Origin of the sequence: Pseudomonas gingeri, assembly GCF_013385425.1 — a bacterium.
GTDB lineage: Bacteria > Pseudomonadota > Gammaproteobacteria > Pseudomonadales > Pseudomonadaceae > Aquipseudomonas > Aquipseudomonas gingeri_D.
Window position 1 is genome coordinate 68,531 of record NZ_JACAQA010000020.1, and the last position, 15,502, is coordinate 84,032.

Here is a 15,502-nt window from a genome sequence, read left to right on the forward strand (position 1 = left end):
GGCATCGGCCGTCCCTTGTTTATTTCCCTCGGTGGCCGCTTTTCCGGGTTGCCGTTCGCTGTTGCACATGCGGTCGCCTGGTGTTCGATATTCCATCAGGAGTCAGTGTGATTATTACCCGCTCGCTATCCAGGCTGTGCCTGGCGACGTTGTTGATCGGCCTGGGCAGTCACGCCCAGGCCCGCGAGGCTGGCGACGCGAGTCGCGAGCTGAACGCCGAGATCCGTCGTACCACCTTTGGCGTGCCGCATATTCGCGCCAGCGACGAGCGCGGGCTGGGCTACGGCATCGGCTATGCCTATGCCCAGGACAATCTGTGCCTACTGGCCAACGAAATCGTCACGGTCAACGGCCAGCGCTCGCGCTACTTCGGCCCCGAACAGATGACCGTCGAACGGCGTGACAACCTCACCAGCGACCTGTTTTTCAACTGGCTCAATACGCCCGAGGCGGTGGCGGCTTTCTGGCAGGCGCAAACCCCGCAGGTCACGCAATTGATCGAGGGTTATGTCGCCGGTTACAACCGCCAGCTCGGCGAGCGCCAGGCCGGGGGCTTGCCGGAGCAGTGCCGAGGGCAGTGGGTGCGGCCGATCACGCCGCAGGACCTGGTCAGGTTGACCCGGCGCCTGCTGGTCGAAGGCGGTGTCGGGCCGTTCGCCGAAGCCCTGGCCGCCGCCACACCACCGCGGCAGACTGCCCAGGTGTCGAGTGCGTCGTTCCAGCTGGCGGCCGAACGCCTGCAACGTTTCGCCCTGGACCGCGGCAGCAATGCGCTGGCGGTCGGCGGCGAGCGTTCGTTCAACGGCCGTGGCCTGTTGCTCGGCAACCCGCATTTCCCTTGGGTCGGTGGCCTGCGTTTCTACCAGATGCACCTGACCATTCCCGGTCAGCTTGACGTGATGGGGGCGGCCTTGCCGGGTCTGCCGATGATCAATATCGGTTTCAACCGGCACCTGGCCTGGACCCACACGGTGGACACGTCCAGGCATTTCACCCTGTATCGGCTGCAACTCGATCCCAAGGATCCGACCCGTTACCTGCTCGACGGACAATCCACGGCGCTGGACAAGCGCCTGGTCAAGGTCGAGGTCAAGCAGGCCGATGGCAGCACCAGGACCGTTGAACGGGTGCTCTACAGCTCGGTGTTCGGGCCGGTGGTGCAATGGCCCGGCAAGCTCGACTGGAACCGTGACGTGGCGTTCAGCCTGCGCGATGCCAACCAGGACAACGACCGGGTGTTGCAGCAGTGGTATGCGATGAACCATGCCGACAACCTTCAGGCGTTGCAGGCATCGGTGCAGCGGATTCAGGGCATTCCCTGGGTCAACACCCTGGCGGTGGATGACCAGGGGAAGGCGCTGTACCTGAACCTGTCGGTGGTGCCTTACGTGGATGCGGCCAAGCTGGCCTTGTGCAGCGATCCCCATGGCAGCGGGCCGCTGGTGGTGCTCGACGGCTCGCGCGCCGCCTGTGCCTGGAACGTGGCGGCGAATGCCGCGCAGAAGGGTATCTTCCCGGCGGACCAGTTGCCGCAACTGGAGCGCGGCGACTATCTGCAGAACTCCAACGATTCGGCCTGGATGGTCAATCCGCGGGCGCCGCTCACGGGCTTTTCGCCGCTGGTCAGTCGTGAGGGCGAGCCCCTCGGGCCACGGGCGCGCTTCGCCCTTGAGCGCCTGGCACGGCTGGATCGGCCTGCGGCGATCAAGGTTGCGGACCTGCAGGCGATGGTGATGGACGATCAGGTGTACCTGGCCGGATTGGTGCTACCGGACCTGCTGCGCTTCTGCGCCGGCGACCTGGGCAGCGATGCGGCGACATTGGCACCGGTGTGCGCCAGCCTCAAGGACTGGGACGCTCATGCGAACCTGCAAAGCGGGCTGGGCATGGTGCATTTCCAGAACATCATGGCGCACTTGTCCGAAGGCGAGAATTTCTGGAGGGTCAGGTTTGATCCGGCTGATCCGCAGCACACCCCGCGCGGCCTGGCCTTCGAGCAGATCAAGGTGGCCAGGGCGCTGCACGGAGCGATGCTGGCGTCGCTGGAACAGGTGAAGGCGGCGGGACTGACGGCCTCCAGTCACTGGGGCGATGTGCAGCAGGTCAGCCGGGGCGGGCAGCCGGTGCCGGTGCATGGTGGCCCGGCGACCCTGGGCGTGTACAACGCGATTCAGAGTGTGCCGGGGGAGGGCGGCAAGCGCGAAGTCGTCGGTGGCACCAGCTATCTGCAGGTGGTGAGTTTTGACGACAAGGGGCCTCAGGCGCTGGGGTTGCTGGCGTTTTCGCTGTCTACTGATCCGGCATCGCCGCATTTCCGCGACCAGACCGAAGCGTTCTCGAAGAAGCAATGGAGTGTGTTGCCGTTCACCGAACAGCAGATCAGGGCGGATGCCGAGTATCAGGCGCAGGTGATTCGCGAACCGCAGAAGTAACATTCGTGGTGAGGCTGAACGCGGTCCCTTGTAGGAATCGGCTTGCCGGCGATGGCGTCCTTCAGGGCGGCAAAAGCTTCGCTGGCAAGCCAAGCTCCTACAGGTTTCACGGTGTTTTCAAGATCCCGTCAGCCCTTCGGGGTATCCTGTGGGATCGCGTTGATCACCGCCTGGCCTTCCTTGTTCTGCGTCAGGTACACCGGCAGCACCTTGGGCAGGGAGGTCAGCAACCGCTGCACTTCCCCGGTGCTGTAGATCCCGCCAATGCGAATCGTCCCGGTGTTCTTGTCGGCCAGCAGCGCCGGGCGCTCAAGGTAGCGGTTGATCAACGGCAGGGCATCGCTCAGCATCAGGTTATCGAGGACCAGTTTGCCATCGCGCCAGGCCAGGTTGGCGTCTTGCGCATAGGTCTGGCTGATCTGCGGCTCATGGTCGCCGGATTTGTAGCGCGCCTGCATGCCCGGGTCCAGGCGATAACCGTCACCAGGGTGGGTGGTATTGCTGCTGACCAGCACCGAGCCTTGCAGCAAGGTCACGCGAACCTGATCCTGATACATCCACACGTTGAACTGGGTCCCGGTGACCCGTACCTGACCCTCGGCGGCCTTCACCACGAAGGGGTGCTCGGCGTCGTGGCGCACCTCGAAATAGGCTTCGCCCTTTTTCAAGGTCACCCGACGCTGATCCTTGTAGTTGCTGTAGGTCAGCTGCGTTCCCAGGTTCAATTCCACCTGGCTGCCATCGGCCAGGGTGACCTGGCGCAACTGGTTCGAAGTTTCGAAGCTCTGGTAGGCATTGGGAATCCAACCGAGGCTCCAACCCAGGTAGCCGACGACGGGCACGGCCAGCAGGCTGATGGCCGCGGCCATGGCGTAGCCTTGCCAGCGACGGCGCTTCGCTATCAGGGTCACCACCTGGGGCGCGGCCGTCGGCGGTAGTTGATCGGCCACGTCCCAGATTTCCAGCATGGCCTCGTATTCGACGGCATGCCGCGGGTCGGCCTTGAGCCAGGCGGCGAAGGCTTCGCGTTCGGCGCTGGTGCAATCCTCTTCATGCAGCCGCATGCACCAATGCGCGGCAGCGTCGGTGATGGCGTCGTACTCGGCTTCTGAAAGGATCGGTTCGCTCATGAATTCTTCCCTGGTTTCGGCCATTCTAACCCTCGGCAGTCTCTGTCGAGAACAGTGGATGGCAAACAGATCAATTTGAGAGCGCGCACTGGGCTTCGAGGATCCTGGAACAGGTTGAGACGTCCGGGTTCGATATTTATTTGGTTAATATCATTCAGTTCCGAAGGTGGCTTTATTCATGATGTCGGCCGGCATGACAATCGGCAGCACACTTTCATGGAGTTCACGTCATGCCCAAGTCCATCGTTGCCGCGTTACAAATCGGTTCCCTGCCGGGGGGCAAGGGCGACACCCTGGAACAGATCCTCGGCTATGAGCGCGCGATCATCGAGTCCGGCGCCTGCCTGGTGGTGATGCCCGAAGCCCTGTTGGGTGGCTATCCCAAGGGCGAAACCTTCGGCACCCAGTTGGGTTATCGGCTGCCCGAGGGCCGTGAGGCCTTCGCCCGTTATCACGCCAATGCCATCGATGTCCCGGGCGCCGAGACCGACGCGCTGGCGCAGTTGTCCGCTCGCACCGGGGCGAGCCTGGTGCTCGGGGTCATCGAACGCGCGGGTTCTACCTTGTATTGCACGGTGTTGTTCTTCGAACCCCAGGGCGGGCTGGTGGCCAAACACCGCAAGCTGATGCCCACCGGTACCGAGCGGCTGATCTGGGGCAAGGGCGATGGTTCGACGTTGCCGGTGGTGGAAGGCAAGGCCGGGCGGATCGGTTCGGCGGTCTGTTGGGAAAACTATATGCCGCTGCTGCGCACGGCCATGTACGCCAAGGGCGTTGAGGTCTGGTGCGCGCCGACGGTGGATGAGCGGGAGATGTGGCAGGTGACGATGCGCCATATCGCCTGTGAAGGCCGCTGCTTTGTGATCAGCGCCTGCCAGGTCCAGCCCTCGCCGCAGGCACTGGGCGTGGAGGTGGTCAATTGGCCGGCGGAACGTCCGCTGATCAACGGTGGCAGCCTGATTGTCGGGCCCATGGGCGAGGTGCTGGCCGGGCCGTTGGTCGGCGAGGCCGGCCTGCTGACCGCGCAGATCGACACCGAGCAACTGGTCCGCGCCCGTTATGATTTTGACGTCACCGGCCACTATGCCCGCCCGGATGTGTTCGAGTTGCAGGTCGATGAGCGAGCCAAGCCAGGCGTGCGTTTTATCCAGGACTGATCAGCGCAACCGCTGCCACTCTTCGCGGGTGATTTCCCAGATATCACAGGGTAAACGCCCGCTGACGAAATCCCGTTCCTCGCTGTGCAGCAGGCGCATGCCCTCACGTTCCGAGACCCGCCGCGAGGCCAGGTTGGAGGCGGCCTTGGGCACGCGCATCCGCTCGCGGCCGAGGGTCTCGAACCAATACGCGGTGACGGCGGTACTGGCTTCGCCGATCAGGCCCTGGCCCTGCCATTGGGGAGCGAGCCAGAAGCCGCGGTTGTTGTCGGCTTCGTCCATCAGGCTGATGGCGCCGATCATCTGTTCCGGGGCCGCGCGCAGGCGGATCGACCAGTGCCATTCCACGCCGCGTTCGACAGCGGGCAGGGCGACGTCGCGCAGATAACTCAGGGCGCCATCTTCGGGATAAGGCCAGGGCACCCGGGCGTTGAGAAACCGCACCACTTCCCAGTGGGGAAACAGTTGCTGGATGGCGGCGGCATCATCCTGTTGCAAGGGTCGTAGCAGTAGTCGTTCGGTACTGAGTTCGGGAGTGTTCATAAGGGTTTCGGCTTCCTTGTCGAGTGGGACATTAGTTTGACATATTGGCTGGAAATTGCCGTTATATTGACGGTCCGCCACTATTACCTACACTTGAATATCACCTGCTACAGCATTTTTCGCAGTCCGTTAGTTTTTCTACGTTAAGGAGAAGACAAATGGCTCGCTCGAAAAACTGGTGGTGGGGTTTGCCGTTACTCGCTTTGCTGTGGTTGGCCGCTCTTTGGATAACAACGCCTGAAGTCGAACAGGATTTGCAGACCCGCGTGGGGAGTGCAACCGATAGCGCTCCCATTGTTGTCGCCGGACGTGACGTGACCCTGCCCAATGCAACATCACAAAACCGCAACGCGGCGGATCAGACGTATGGTGTCAGACAGGTTGTCGGTACCCTGGCCGACCAGCCGGTGAAACCGGCCGATAGTGAGATCGGCACTCCTCCCGAAGTTGTCCCTCCCGCGCCGGTGGCACCGACGCCGCCTGTTGTCGATGAGTCCCAGGCCAATCCACCGAGTTCGGCCGGCGTTATTGATGCCAAGGCCTGCGAGCAACAGTTCGATGCGGCCCTGAATCAATACAAAGTGCTGTTCGACACCGCCCAGGACATCTTGTCACCGGCTTCGCAAACGGCGCTGGATGCACTGGTGGCCACGGCCAAACAGTGTCCCGACGAGCAGTTTGAAGTCGATGGCTACACCGACAATACCGGCAACGCCGCCTTCAACCTGGGACTGTCCAAGCGCCGGGCCGACGCCGTGGTCAGTTATCTGGCCGAACATGGCGTGACCCGGGAACATCTGAAGGCTGCGGGATTTGGCGAGGCTGATCCGGTGGCGTCCAACGATACGCCGGAAGGCCAGGCACAAAATCGTCGGATAGAAATAAAGGTAACGGATGACAACCCTGTGCCCGCCCCGACTGACGCTAAATAACCAGGAGCAACCATCATGAGTTATTTACTTGAACAGTATTGGGGCTGGATGTTGGTGGCCGGGATTCTCGGTTTGCTGGTGGGCTGGATTGTCACTCAGACCGAACGTCATGTCCGTTGGGTCGCCGGTTGGTTGCATGGGGCGTTATGGCTCTTTGCCATCGGCATAGTGGTCGCCGTGCTCAAGTTGTTACCGGGGCGCGCCGGCTTGTGGCTGGAAACGGCCTTGCTGCTGTTTGCCGCTTACCTGGTCGGTTGCTGGCTCAGCGCCTGGATTCGCTCGATGCTGGCGGCCGATGCCGCCATCAGCACCACGGGCTCGCAGCCTGGAACCCGGGCAGCGGCCACCGATGCCGCCGGGGTGGGCAGTCGTCCGCTGGTCATGGAGCAACCCACCGGCCCCCTCGATAACCTGAAGTTGATTTCCGGGGTAGGCCATAAAAATGAAGCCGTGCTGCACGAGCTGGGCATTTACCGGTTTTCCCAGATTGCCCAGTGGACGGAGCCGCAGGTGCACTGGATCGAGCATTACTTCAGCTTTCCGGGACGGGTCGAGCGCGAGGATTGGCGAGGTCAGGCGCGGATACTGGCGCAAGGTATCGAGACCGAGTTTGCCAAGCGGGTGAGACTGGGTGAAGTCGATACGTCTGAAGATTGAGGCTCCGATACCCGGTCGCCCGGTGCTTAAGAACACTTGAGGGGCGAACGCGGTCTTGTGGCGAGCGGGCAAGCCCGTTCGCTGCAAGACTGTTTTCGCTTCAAAATTCGGGTATCTGGCCTTGCTCTGCAATGCCAGCGCGCCGACTTCATCCAGGCCGCTGCGCTACTGACAATTTCTGACAGGGGGCTCTGCTAAGCTGCGGCCCTTGATCCGGCCAGAGGTCGTCCACCGTGTCCCGCACTTCGCGTTTACTCACCTTGCTCCAGGTATTGCGCGCCAAAAGCCGCCCGGCCACCGCTGCGGCCCTGGCCTGCGAGCTGGAGATTTCCGAGCGCACGGTCTATCGCGATATTGCCGAACTCACCGCCCTCGGTGCGCCGATCCAGGGCGAGGCGGGCGTCGGCTACGTCCTGCGCAGCGGTTTGTTCCTGCCACCGCTGATGCTCAATGCCGATGAAACCGAGGCCATCGTCCTCGGCCTGCAATATGTCGATCAACGGGGTGACGAGGTGTTGAGCAAGGCCGCTTCCGATGCCCTGGCCAAGATCGCCGCGGTGCTGGCGCCGGCCGCCCAGGAGGCCCTGCGCAATCCGACCCTGCTGCCGGGGCCGCGGGGTTATGGCTACCCGGACAATGCGGTGCCGTTGAATGTGTTTCGTCAGGCCATCCGTGACCAGGCCAAGTTGCATATCGACTACGCCGATGTGAACAGGGTGCCCAGCCAGCGGCTGATCTGGCCCCTGGCCCTGGGCTTTATGAACGAGGCGCGGGTGGTGGTCGCCTGGTGTGAGTTGCGCCAGGCCTTCCGGACCTTTCGCACCGACCGCATCGCCACGGCCCGGGAGCAGGGCGAGCGTTATCCGGGCCGGCGCAGCGACCTGCTAAGGCAATGGCGCAAGCTGTTCGACCAGGACGAACACGAGCGCTTCACTCCTGACAAGAACTGACGGAGCCCTGTTCTAGGATGGCTCCACCTTCTACCAGCAAGGAGCTGTGAACAGCATGACCACTCAAACTTCGGTGCTCGCCCCGGCCATCGAGGCCTATATCAGCGCTGCCAATGCCCGCGACAGTTCGGCGGTGGCGAGTTTCTTCGCCGAAGACGCGAACGTCTTCGATGAAGGCCATCATCGCGTCGGCACCCTCTCCATCGCCCAATGGATGGATGAGACGGCGCGTAAATACCAACCCCGGGTCGAGGTCCTCGACGTCGCGCAACGCACCGGCAAGGTGCTGGTCAAGCAGCTGGTCTCGGGGACGTTTCCCGGCGGCTCGGTGGAGCTGCGCTACGTGTTCCGGCTCAATGAGCAGGGCAAGATCGCGCGGTTGGATATTTCCCTCTAGGACAAGCTGGCATACTGCACGGCTTCCCGGTTGCGAGCCTGCCCGACGCCATGACTGCCGATTCTCCCCTGAGTGCCTACCGCGCTGCCGTCGAGCAGCGCGGCTTTCTCCACGACCAGGCCCAATGGCAGGCGGTGCAGGCCTTGCAGCGCTGCCACGAGGCGCTGCACCAGGGCCTGGTGCCCAAGGGCGTTTACCTCTGGGGGCCGGTCGGGCGCGGCAAGACCTGGCTGATGGATCAATTCCACCAGACCTTGCGCGTGCCGTCGCGGCGCCAGCATTTCCATCACTTCATGGGCTGGGTCCACCAGCGCTCGTTCCAGCTCAGCGGTATCGCCGACCCGCTGCGGGCCCTGGCCCGTGAGCTGGCCGGGGAGGTCCGCGTGCTGTGCTTCGATGAGCTGTTCGTCAGCGATATCGGCGACGCGATCATCCTCGGACGGCTGTTCCAGGTGATGTTCGACGAGGGCGTGGTGATCGTTGCCACCTCCAACCAGCCACCGCGACAGCTCTATGCCGATGGCTTCAATCGCGAGCGTTTCCTGCCGGCGATTGCCGCCATCGAGCAGCATATGGAGGTGGTGGATGTCGACGGCGGCGAGGACCACCGCCTGCATCCGGGGGCCGGCGTGCAGCGTTACTGGGTCGACCTCGAGGGGCAGTCGGCGGGGCTGGTCGAAGCGTTCAAGGTGCTGACCGCCGGGCAGCCGCTGTCCGCTGAACCGGTCGCCATGGGTTATCGGACCCTGGCGGTGGTGCGGGCCTCGCCGACGGTGCTCTGGTGCCGCTATGCCGAGCTGTGCGAGCAGCCCCTGGCGGCCATGGATTTCATGGCGCTGTGTGATCGTTACACGGCGATTTTCTTGAGTGAGGTGCCCAACCTCAGTGCCCGCCAGCGTCCCGGGCGGATCGCCCGCGGCACCGAAGACGCGGCGCGCCGCGTCGATGCCGGTGACCGTGAGTTACCGCAGCTGTCGGTCCATGACGATAGCGTCCGGCGCTTTATCGCCCTGGTGGACGAGTGTTACGACCGCAAGGTGCCGCTGTACATCGCCGCTCAGGTGCCGTTGGAGGCGTTGTACACCGAAGGCTACCTGGCATTCCCGTTTCGCCGCACCCTCAGTCGTTTGCGCGAGATGCAGTTGCAGCGCTTCACCCCGGTATCAGCCTGCCCTGAATAAAAGCGCCGGCCGCCAAGGCCAGCAGGATCAGTAATAGCGCCGGCACCACCCGGCGGGCGAAGGCGCCGCCGCCGCTGGACCAGGCCATGACACACTTGGACAGGGTATTGCTGGCGAGAATCGCCAGAATCGGCAAGCGTGCGTTCTCGGCCGACAGTTGGCCGGCTTTGACCAGGGCGGCCACCGACGCCGAAGTCGCATGGGCATCGGCCAGGCCGCCCAGTATCGACGCGGTAAACAATCCGGAGAGGCCAAATCGGGCCTGCATGGCGCTGGTCACGAGAAACAGGCTCGAGATGCCGGCGGCCACCATCAGCGTCAATTTGAGGTTGAAGGCATGGCCGATATTGATCGGCGGGCTCGTGTCCGCGGGAGGGCGTTTCATCAGCCGCAGTGCGTAGGACGCGGCCACCGCGCCGCCCAGCATGAGCGGCAGGCTGAGCTGGACCAGGGTCGCAGGGCTGATGGCGCCGAGCACCAGGCCGAGGAGGATCAGCGTCGCCAGGTTCGACAGGATCGCGGCACTGGCGGCCTGTGGCAGGAGCCCGGGTTGCTGGCGGGCGCGGTTGCCCATGGCGGCGATGGTTGCGACGCTTGAGACGAAGCCGGAGGCGAATCCGGCCAGGCTCAACCCGTTCCGGACGCCCAGGACCCGGATGGCGATATGCCCCAGGGCGCTGACCCCCATGATCAGCACTGTCAGCAGGCAGATCGAGCGGGGGTTGATGGCCTGATAGGGACCGATAAAGGCGTCGGGCACCAGGGGCATGATTACCAGTGCGGCGGTGGCCAGGATCAGCCCATCCTTGACTTCGGTTTCGCTCAGCTGGTTCAGGGCAAACCGGTGCAGGCTTTGCCGGAAGTTCAGCAGCACGGTCAGAATCACCGCCAGGGCCACCGCCAGTACTGCCTCGCTGTTGCACAAGGCCCCGAGCAGCAGGACCAGCAGCAGTGCGACCCCGGTGGTCATGCCGGGGTTCTGGCTGCGCCGCTTGAAGTAGGCCACGCCAGCGAGCATGGCCAGGGCCACGGTCAGGGTACTGAGCAGCATGGGGCCGCCCAGCAGCAGGCCGACGTAACCGAGCAGGGAGGTCAGGGCGAAGGTCCGCAGGCCGGCGAAGTGGCGGTTCGCTCCCTCGCCTTTCTTGCGCTCACGCTCGAACCCGACCAGCAGGCCCAGGCCCAGGGCCGAGGCCAGGTTGGTTGCGTGAGTGATGGTTTCCATGGTGCGCATCCCGCAGTGTTGTCTCAGGGTGAGGGCTGTCGGGCGTCGGGCATTTGATATGCATCAAGGCGGGTGAAGCCCAAGGGAGCCTTTGGTTAGGTCCCCGCTGGGGCGGCCTTGACGTATATCAAGCTGGCAGGGCCGGCGCGCCTCATCATGGGCGCAATGTCCCGATCCGCCGATAAAGGCGAGATTTGCCGGGTGGTCTGCAAGTCGTGCCACCCTGGGCCGGGAACCTGTTGCCCCAGAGGTGCGCCATGTCCGACTACCATCGTATTCTTTTGCTGGCTCCCGCCGAGATGAACCGCAGCCCCGCCTTCGAGCGGGCCACCGAGCTGGCCCTGTCCGCCGGGGCCGCCTTGCATATCCTGGCCTTCGATTATGTGCCGACCCTTGATGTGGCCACGCTATTCGACCAGAAAGCCATGACCCAGGCCCGCGAGGGCTACCTGGACCTGCATCGCCGCTGGCTGCACCATGAGACGGATCGCCTGCGGGGCCGTGGCCTGGATGTGAGTTGCAATATTTTCTGGCGTCATCATCCGCTGCAACCGATCATCGAGTACGTCCGTGATCTGAATATCGACCTGCTGATCAAGGATGTCCACCTGGAATCGGGGCTCAAACGACTGTTCGCCACCCCGCTGGACTGGCAGTTGCTACGTGATTGTCCGGTCCCGGTACATCTGGTGGCGGGTTGCAGCCATCCATTGCCGCGTCATGTCCTGGTGGCGGTGGATCTGGGGAGGGAAAGGGCCGAGGAGTGCTTCAACGACACGCTGGTCCAGACCGGGCAGGCGTTTGCCCGGCAATGCGCGGCGACGTTCAGCCTGGTGCATGTGCATGACAAGTCCCGGTCCTATGTCCACGAGATGGGCTGGGGCACCTTGCCGATGGCCGAGGGCCTGGAAATGGCCAGCCGTGCCGATGAGCAGCAGGGGTTCAAGGCCCTGGCGGAGCGCAACGGGGTCGGCAAGAACCTGCGGCATTTCCTCACGGGATCGGTTATCGACACCCTCGGCCAGTTCGTCGAGCACAACGGGGTGGATGTGATGGTGATGGGCACCCGCCATTCCCACGGCCTGGACGGCATCCTCGGCAGCACGGCGGAAAATATCCTCTATCGCAGCACTTGCAGCCTGCTGGCCCTGAGCCCGGAACGTCTTGTCTGAAGGGGAATCTGGCGCGGGCCGCGAACAACGGGCCGCGCCATGGTGGAGCGGGAGGCTTTACAGCGACAGCCGATGAATGACCTGGGTCGCATCGTCGGGGTCGCGTTCGCGGCTGAAGTGCAGGGTGTCGGCCAGTTGGCGCATGTGCACGTTGGAGGCGCTGTCGATGGAATACATCCGGGTGAAATGATTGCGCCGCGCGGCTTCGATCAGGTGTTTCATCAGGACCGTGCCCAGGCCGCGATGTTGCCAGTCGTCGGCAACGGTAATGGCGCACTCGCATTCATTCTCGGCACCCGAGGCGGCATAGCGGCTGATCCCCACTTCACGCAGTTGGCCATTGTCATGGACAAGAGCCACGTAGGCGACGCGGTTGTGGGTGTCGACATTCATCAACTGGTTCATCAGGACGGGGCTGGGATCGACGATTTCACCGAGAAAGCGCTGGTGACGGGATTCCGGGGACAGTCGCTGGATAAAGGCCTTTTCCCGCTCACGGTCCTCGACACGCAAGGGCCGGATCAGGACGTGGGTACCGTCCTGCAGGCTTTCGATCCAGTGTTCGCCTGTCACCGAGGAAAAATCGGGCAGGTTCAGGATGGGGCTATTGAGGTCGGGCATGATCAGAACTCCTCGAACAGGTACGGTCGTGGGCCGGTATCGGTGTTCTGTTTCTACGCCATGGCGGGTGCCCGCGCTTGATTCAAGTCAAACACGGGCACAACTGCCTGGTTACAACGGGTTGCCGTGGTGGCCGCAACCGGCGATCAGCGCCTTCAGCCCCCCCACATCAAGTATTTTCACCTCCCGTGCGTGGACCTCCAGCAGGTTCAATTCCCGCAACCGGGCGATGCCGCGGCTGATGGTTTCCAGGCGCAGGCCCAGGTAGGAGCCGATTTCTTCGCGGCGCATTCTGAGGATGAAAGTGAAGGGCGAGTAGCCGCGCAGGGCCAGGCGTTGCGAGAGATTGAGGAAAAACGCCGCCAGGCGCTCATCCGAGTTCATATTGCCCATCATCAGCAGCAAACTGTGGTCCCTGACGATTTCCCGGCTCATCAGTTTGTTCAGGTTGTGCTGCAGGGAGGGCAGGTCCCGGGACAAGCGTTCCAGCTGCGAGAAATGGATCGGGCAGACTTCGCTGTCCTCCAGGGCCACGGCATTGCAGGCGTGGCGGTCTTCGCTGATGGCATCCATGCCGAGCATTTCCCCGGTCATTTGAAAGCCGGTGACCTGCTCGCGGCCATCCTCCGAGGTCAGGGTGGTCTTGAAAAAGCCCAGGCGTACCGCGTACAGGGCGTGCAGCGGATCGCCCTGGCGGTAGAGCGTGTTGCCTTTCTTGATCTTCACGCGTTGCACGATCAGGTCATCCAGGCGCTTGACCTCGGTATCGTTCAAGCCCAGGGGCAGGCACAGTTCCAGCACGCTGCAATTGGCACACGCTGATTTCAGGCCCGAAGGCCTGAGTTTGAGTGCTTCCTGATTGTTCACGGGAGTTCCTCTGCATTAGTAGGGAGAGGGCATCCAATTCGGGTAGAAACACCGATAAAACAGGGGCCGTCGGACGAGCCTAGCAGGTGTAGCGGGTTGTTTGAGATAAATCAAGCGGTCGTTTTAAAAGCAGGGTGAAGCTAAAGGGTCGATTGTCCATTGTTCCTCCTTGGAGCCCCCGTCATGAGCGACTATCAACGTATTCTGCTGATTACCGATACCCACTGCCAGGCGACCCCCGCCCTGCATCGCGCGGCCACCCTGGCACGCGCCAGCAAGGCGGCTGTGCACCTGGTGCTCTTCGACTTTGTCGAGTCCATCGCGGCGATGACCCTGTTCAATCACGGCGCCGGCACCCTGGCCCGGGAAGGTTACCTGGACAAAAAGCGTGAAAAACTCGCCGAACTGTCCCACAGCCTCACCAACCAGGGCCTGGAGGTGAGCTACGACGTGGTCTGGTCGCAACACCCCCATGCGGCTATTCGCGACTACGTCAAGGACATCGAGGTCGACCTGGTGGTCAAGGACCTGCAGGTCGAGTCGCAGCTCAAATGCGCGTTGCTCGGTCCCACCGACTGGCACCTGGTGCGCCAGTGCAGCAAGCCGGTGATGCTGGTCCGGCACGATGCGCCGCCACGGCCGAAGAATTTCGTCGCGGCGGTGGCCCTGGAGAATGTCGGCGACGGCGAGACGACTCGCGACGATCAGGTGATTCACCTGGCCAGCGAACTGGCGATGATCTGCGACGCGGACCTGGAACTGCTGCACGCCTGCGATATTCTCGCCGGTTATGAGCTGATGCAGGAGTACCCGTGGGATTCGGATGCCGCGGCGGCCCTGCAGAAATTGCGTAGCCAGGCTTTCGACGACTTGGCCAGGGCGCATCAGGTACCCGGCCGCCGCCGCCATTTCCTGCTGGGGCAGGCGATCCAGCGGGTGGAGGAGTTTGTGCGCGAACGTGAGGTGGACACCCTGGTCATCGGTCGCTCCCAGGCCGATGCCTTTCCCTGGCTGGGCAGCTTTGCCGAGTCGCTGCTGTCGCAGCCACCCTGTTCCGTGCTGACCCTCGGTACCGACTCGCTCTGAGCGTTCAATCCGGTGCCCGCCGACCGGAGCGATCCGGCCGGCGGGCACTGTTGTTCACGGGGTGATAGCGATTTTCATTACACCGTCGCGCTGGTGGGCGAACAGCTCATAGGCCGCCTCGATATCATCCAGTTTGAAGCGGTGGGTGACCAGCGGCTTGAGGTCGACGCTGCCGGCGGCCACCACGTCCATAAGCCGGCGCATGCGTTCCTTGCCGCCGGGGCAGAGGGTGGTGATGATCTGCTTGTCCCCCAGCCCGGCATTGAAGGCATCCAGCGGAATCCGCAGGTCGGAGGAGTAGACCCCCAGGCTCGAAAGACAGCCGCCCGGGCGCAGGACCCGCAGGGCGGATTCGAACGTGGTCTGGGTGCCCAGGGCCTCGATGGCGGCGTCGACGCCCCGGCCGCGGGTCAGGGCCATGATCTGCTCGACCGGATCGCCCTGGGTGAAGTCGACGATATGGGTCGCGCCCAGGCGGCGGGCCATGTCCTGGCGGGCCTTGATCGAGTCGACGCCGATGATGGTGCTCGCGCCCTTGAGCTTGGCCCCGGCCACGGCGCACAGGCCGATGGGGCCGAGGGCGAAGACCACCACGCTGTCGCCGATCTGGATCCCGGCCCGTTCGGCGCCGCTGAAACCGGTGGACATGATGTCCGGACACATCAGCACTTCTTCGTCGCTCAGGCCATCCGGCACCGGGCTGAGGTTGGCCATGGCGTCGGGGACCCGCACGTACTCGGCCTGGCAGCCATCGATCAGGTTGCCGAACTTCCAGCCGCCGGTGGCCTTGAATCCGTGGGCGGTGTCCGGACCATCCTGGGACGAGCAACCGCACAGGCAGGCGTAGCTGTGACCGCTGGGGGTGATGGCGCCGGCGATGACCCGCTGGCCCTCGTGGAAACCACTGACCGCCGAGCCGAGCTTCTCGATGATGCCCACCGGTTCATGGCCGATGATCAGCCCCGGCGCCACCGGGTATTCGCCCTTGAGGATATGCACGTCGGTGCCGCAGATCGTGGTGGTGGTGATACGGATCAGCGCATCCAGGGGGCCGATGGACGGGACCGGCTTGTCCTGTAGCACGATCCGGTTTTTTTCGACAAATACCGCCGCTTTCATCATCGCCATGATTTCACTCTCCATGAGCAGGAT

The 15,502-nt window shown here is 63.4% G+C and carries 15 protein-coding genes; 9 read left to right on the plus strand and 6 right to left on the minus strand.

The genetic code is table 11. The features are described 5' to 3' along the window. Positions 1 to 107 precede the first annotated feature (107 nt). Entirely contained in the window at positions 108 to 2,432 is a 2,325-nt protein-coding gene (gene pvdQ, locus HX830_RS23375; protein ID WP_177102896.1) for a bifunctional acylase PvdQ, read from the plus strand. A gap of 128 nt (positions 2,433 to 2,560) precedes the next feature. Here pvdQ and HX830_RS23380 read toward each other — a convergent pair whose 3' ends face one another. Beyond that, positions 2,561 to 3,562, minus strand: coding sequence for a FecR family protein (locus HX830_RS23380; protein WP_177102898.1), 1,002 nt, complete (start codon positions 3,560 to 3,562; stop codon positions 2,561 to 2,563). 230 nt (positions 3,563 to 3,792) lie between these two features. Here HX830_RS23380 and HX830_RS23385 point away from each other — a divergent pair, with 230 nt between their 5' ends. After that, the gene (locus HX830_RS23385; RefSeq protein WP_152736924.1) at positions 3,793 to 4,719 is read left to right on the plus strand and encodes a carbon-nitrogen hydrolase family protein; all 927 of its coding nucleotides are present in this window, start codon (positions 3,793 to 3,795) and stop codon (positions 4,717 to 4,719) included. Here HX830_RS23385 and HX830_RS23390 read toward each other — a convergent pair whose 3' ends face one another. Continuing rightward, complete coding sequence (locus HX830_RS23390) at positions 4,720 to 5,262, minus strand: GNAT family N-acetyltransferase (protein ID WP_177102900.1); 543 nt, start codon at positions 5,260 to 5,262, stop codon at positions 4,720 to 4,722. Positions 5,263 to 5,420: 158 nt separating this feature from the next. Here HX830_RS23390 and HX830_RS23395 point away from each other — a divergent pair, with 158 nt between their 5' ends. From HX830_RS23395 to zapE, 5 genes are all read left to right on the plus strand, one after another. Next, positions 5,421 to 6,194 carry an OmpA family protein gene (locus HX830_RS23395; protein ID WP_177102902.1) on the plus strand — a complete coding sequence of 258 codons (774 nt, stop codon included), beginning with the start codon at positions 5,421 to 5,423 and terminating at the stop codon, positions 6,192 to 6,194. A 15-nt stretch (positions 6,195 to 6,209) separates the two neighbouring features. Next, on the plus strand, positions 6,210 to 6,851 hold the full coding sequence (locus HX830_RS23400) for a hypothetical protein (RefSeq protein WP_177102904.1): 642 nt from the start codon (positions 6,210 to 6,212) through the stop codon (positions 6,849 to 6,851). Positions 6,852 to 7,084: 233 nt separating this feature from the next. Next, positions 7,085 to 7,801: a helix-turn-helix transcriptional regulator gene (locus HX830_RS23405; RefSeq protein ID WP_103494815.1), complete on the plus strand. Its 717-nt coding sequence runs from the start codon at positions 7,085 to 7,087 to the stop codon at positions 7,799 to 7,801. A gap of 55 nt (positions 7,802 to 7,856) precedes the next feature. Then, positions 7,857 to 8,198 (plus strand): nuclear transport factor 2 family protein, encoded by a 342-nt coding sequence (locus tag HX830_RS23410; RefSeq protein ID WP_177102906.1) that lies wholly within the window; start codon positions 7,857 to 7,859, stop codon positions 8,196 to 8,198. Between the two features lie 50 nt (positions 8,199 to 8,248). After that, on the plus strand, positions 8,249 to 9,379 hold the full coding sequence (gene zapE, locus HX830_RS23415) for a cell division protein ZapE (RefSeq protein ID WP_177102908.1): 1,131 nt from the start codon (positions 8,249 to 8,251) through the stop codon (positions 9,377 to 9,379). Here the strand turns inward: zapE and HX830_RS23420 are convergent. Next, positions 9,351 to 10,604, minus strand: a complete 1,254-nt coding sequence (locus HX830_RS23420; RefSeq protein WP_177102910.1) for an MgtC/SapB family protein — start codon at positions 10,602 to 10,604, stop codon at positions 9,351 to 9,353. The genes zapE and HX830_RS23420 overlap by 29 nt on opposite strands. 257 nt (positions 10,605 to 10,861) lie before the next feature. Between HX830_RS23420 and HX830_RS23425 the strand changes: the two genes are divergently transcribed. Continuing rightward, on the plus strand, positions 10,862 to 11,776 hold the full coding sequence (locus tag HX830_RS23425; RefSeq protein WP_177102912.1) for a universal stress protein: 915 nt from the start codon (positions 10,862 to 10,864) through the stop codon (positions 11,774 to 11,776). Between the two features lie 57 nt (positions 11,777 to 11,833). Here HX830_RS23425 and HX830_RS23430 read toward each other — a convergent pair whose 3' ends face one another. Further along, on the minus strand, positions 11,834 to 12,397 hold the full coding sequence (locus tag HX830_RS23430; RefSeq protein ID WP_103494812.1) for a GNAT family N-acetyltransferase: 564 nt from the start codon (positions 12,395 to 12,397) through the stop codon (positions 11,834 to 11,836). 111 nt (positions 12,398 to 12,508) lie between these two features. Further along, positions 12,509 to 13,264: a fumarate/nitrate reduction transcriptional regulator Fnr gene (fnr, locus tag HX830_RS23435; protein ID WP_103494811.1), complete on the minus strand. Its 756-nt coding sequence runs from the start codon at positions 13,262 to 13,264 to the stop codon at positions 12,509 to 12,511. Positions 13,265 to 13,447: 183 nt separating this feature from the next. Here fnr and HX830_RS23440 point away from each other — a divergent pair, with 183 nt between their 5' ends. Then, entirely contained in the window at positions 13,448 to 14,350 is a 903-nt protein-coding gene (locus HX830_RS23440) for a universal stress protein (protein ID WP_152736919.1), read from the plus strand. A gap of 54 nt (positions 14,351 to 14,404) precedes the next feature. On the opposite strand, the gene HX830_RS23445 is transcribed toward HX830_RS23440, so the two are convergent. Further along, the gene (locus HX830_RS23445; protein ID WP_103494809.1) at positions 14,405 to 15,478 is read right to left on the minus strand and encodes an NAD(P)-dependent alcohol dehydrogenase; all 1,074 of its coding nucleotides are present in this window, start codon (positions 15,476 to 15,478) and stop codon (positions 14,405 to 14,407) included. Positions 15,479 to 15,502 lie beyond the last annotated feature (24 nt).

Excerpts from the sequence above, each read along its gene's own strand:
- HX830_RS23410 (WP_177102906.1), top strand. The coding sequence starts at position 7,857 with ATGACCACTCAAACTTCGGTGCTCGCCCCGGCCATCGAGGCCTATATC.
- HX830_RS23390 (WP_177102900.1), bottom strand. The coding sequence starts at position 5,262 with ATGAACACTCCCGAACTCAGTACCGAACGACTACTGCTACGACCCTTG.
- HX830_RS23445 (WP_103494809.1), bottom strand. The coding sequence starts at position 15,478 with ATGGCGATGATGAAAGCGGCGGTATTTGTCGAAAAAAACCGGATCGTG.
- HX830_RS23440 (WP_152736919.1), top strand. The coding sequence starts at position 13,448 with ATGAGCGACTATCAACGTATTCTGCTGATTACCGATACCCACTGCCAG.
- HX830_RS23430 (WP_103494812.1), bottom strand. The coding sequence starts at position 12,397 with ATGCCCGACCTCAATAGCCCCATCCTGAACCTGCCCGATTTTTCCTCG.
- zapE (WP_177102908.1), top strand. The coding sequence starts at position 8,249 with ATGACTGCCGATTCTCCCCTGAGTGCCTACCGCGCTGCCGTCGAGCAG.
- HX830_RS23425 (WP_177102912.1), top strand. The coding sequence starts at position 10,862 with ATGTCCGACTACCATCGTATTCTTTTGCTGGCTCCCGCCGAGATGAAC.
- HX830_RS23385 (WP_152736924.1), top strand. The coding sequence starts at position 3,793 with ATGCCCAAGTCCATCGTTGCCGCGTTACAAATCGGTTCCCTGCCGGGG.
- HX830_RS23400 (WP_177102904.1), top strand. The coding sequence starts at position 6,210 with ATGAGTTATTTACTTGAACAGTATTGGGGCTGGATGTTGGTGGCCGGG.
- HX830_RS23420 (WP_177102910.1), bottom strand. The coding sequence starts at position 10,604 with ATGGAAACCATCACTCACGCAACCAACCTGGCCTCGGCCCTGGGCCTG.
- HX830_RS23395 (WP_177102902.1), top strand. The coding sequence starts at position 5,421 with ATGGCTCGCTCGAAAAACTGGTGGTGGGGTTTGCCGTTACTCGCTTTG.
- HX830_RS23380 (WP_177102898.1), bottom strand. The coding sequence starts at position 3,562 with ATGAGCGAACCGATCCTTTCAGAAGCCGAGTACGACGCCATCACCGAC.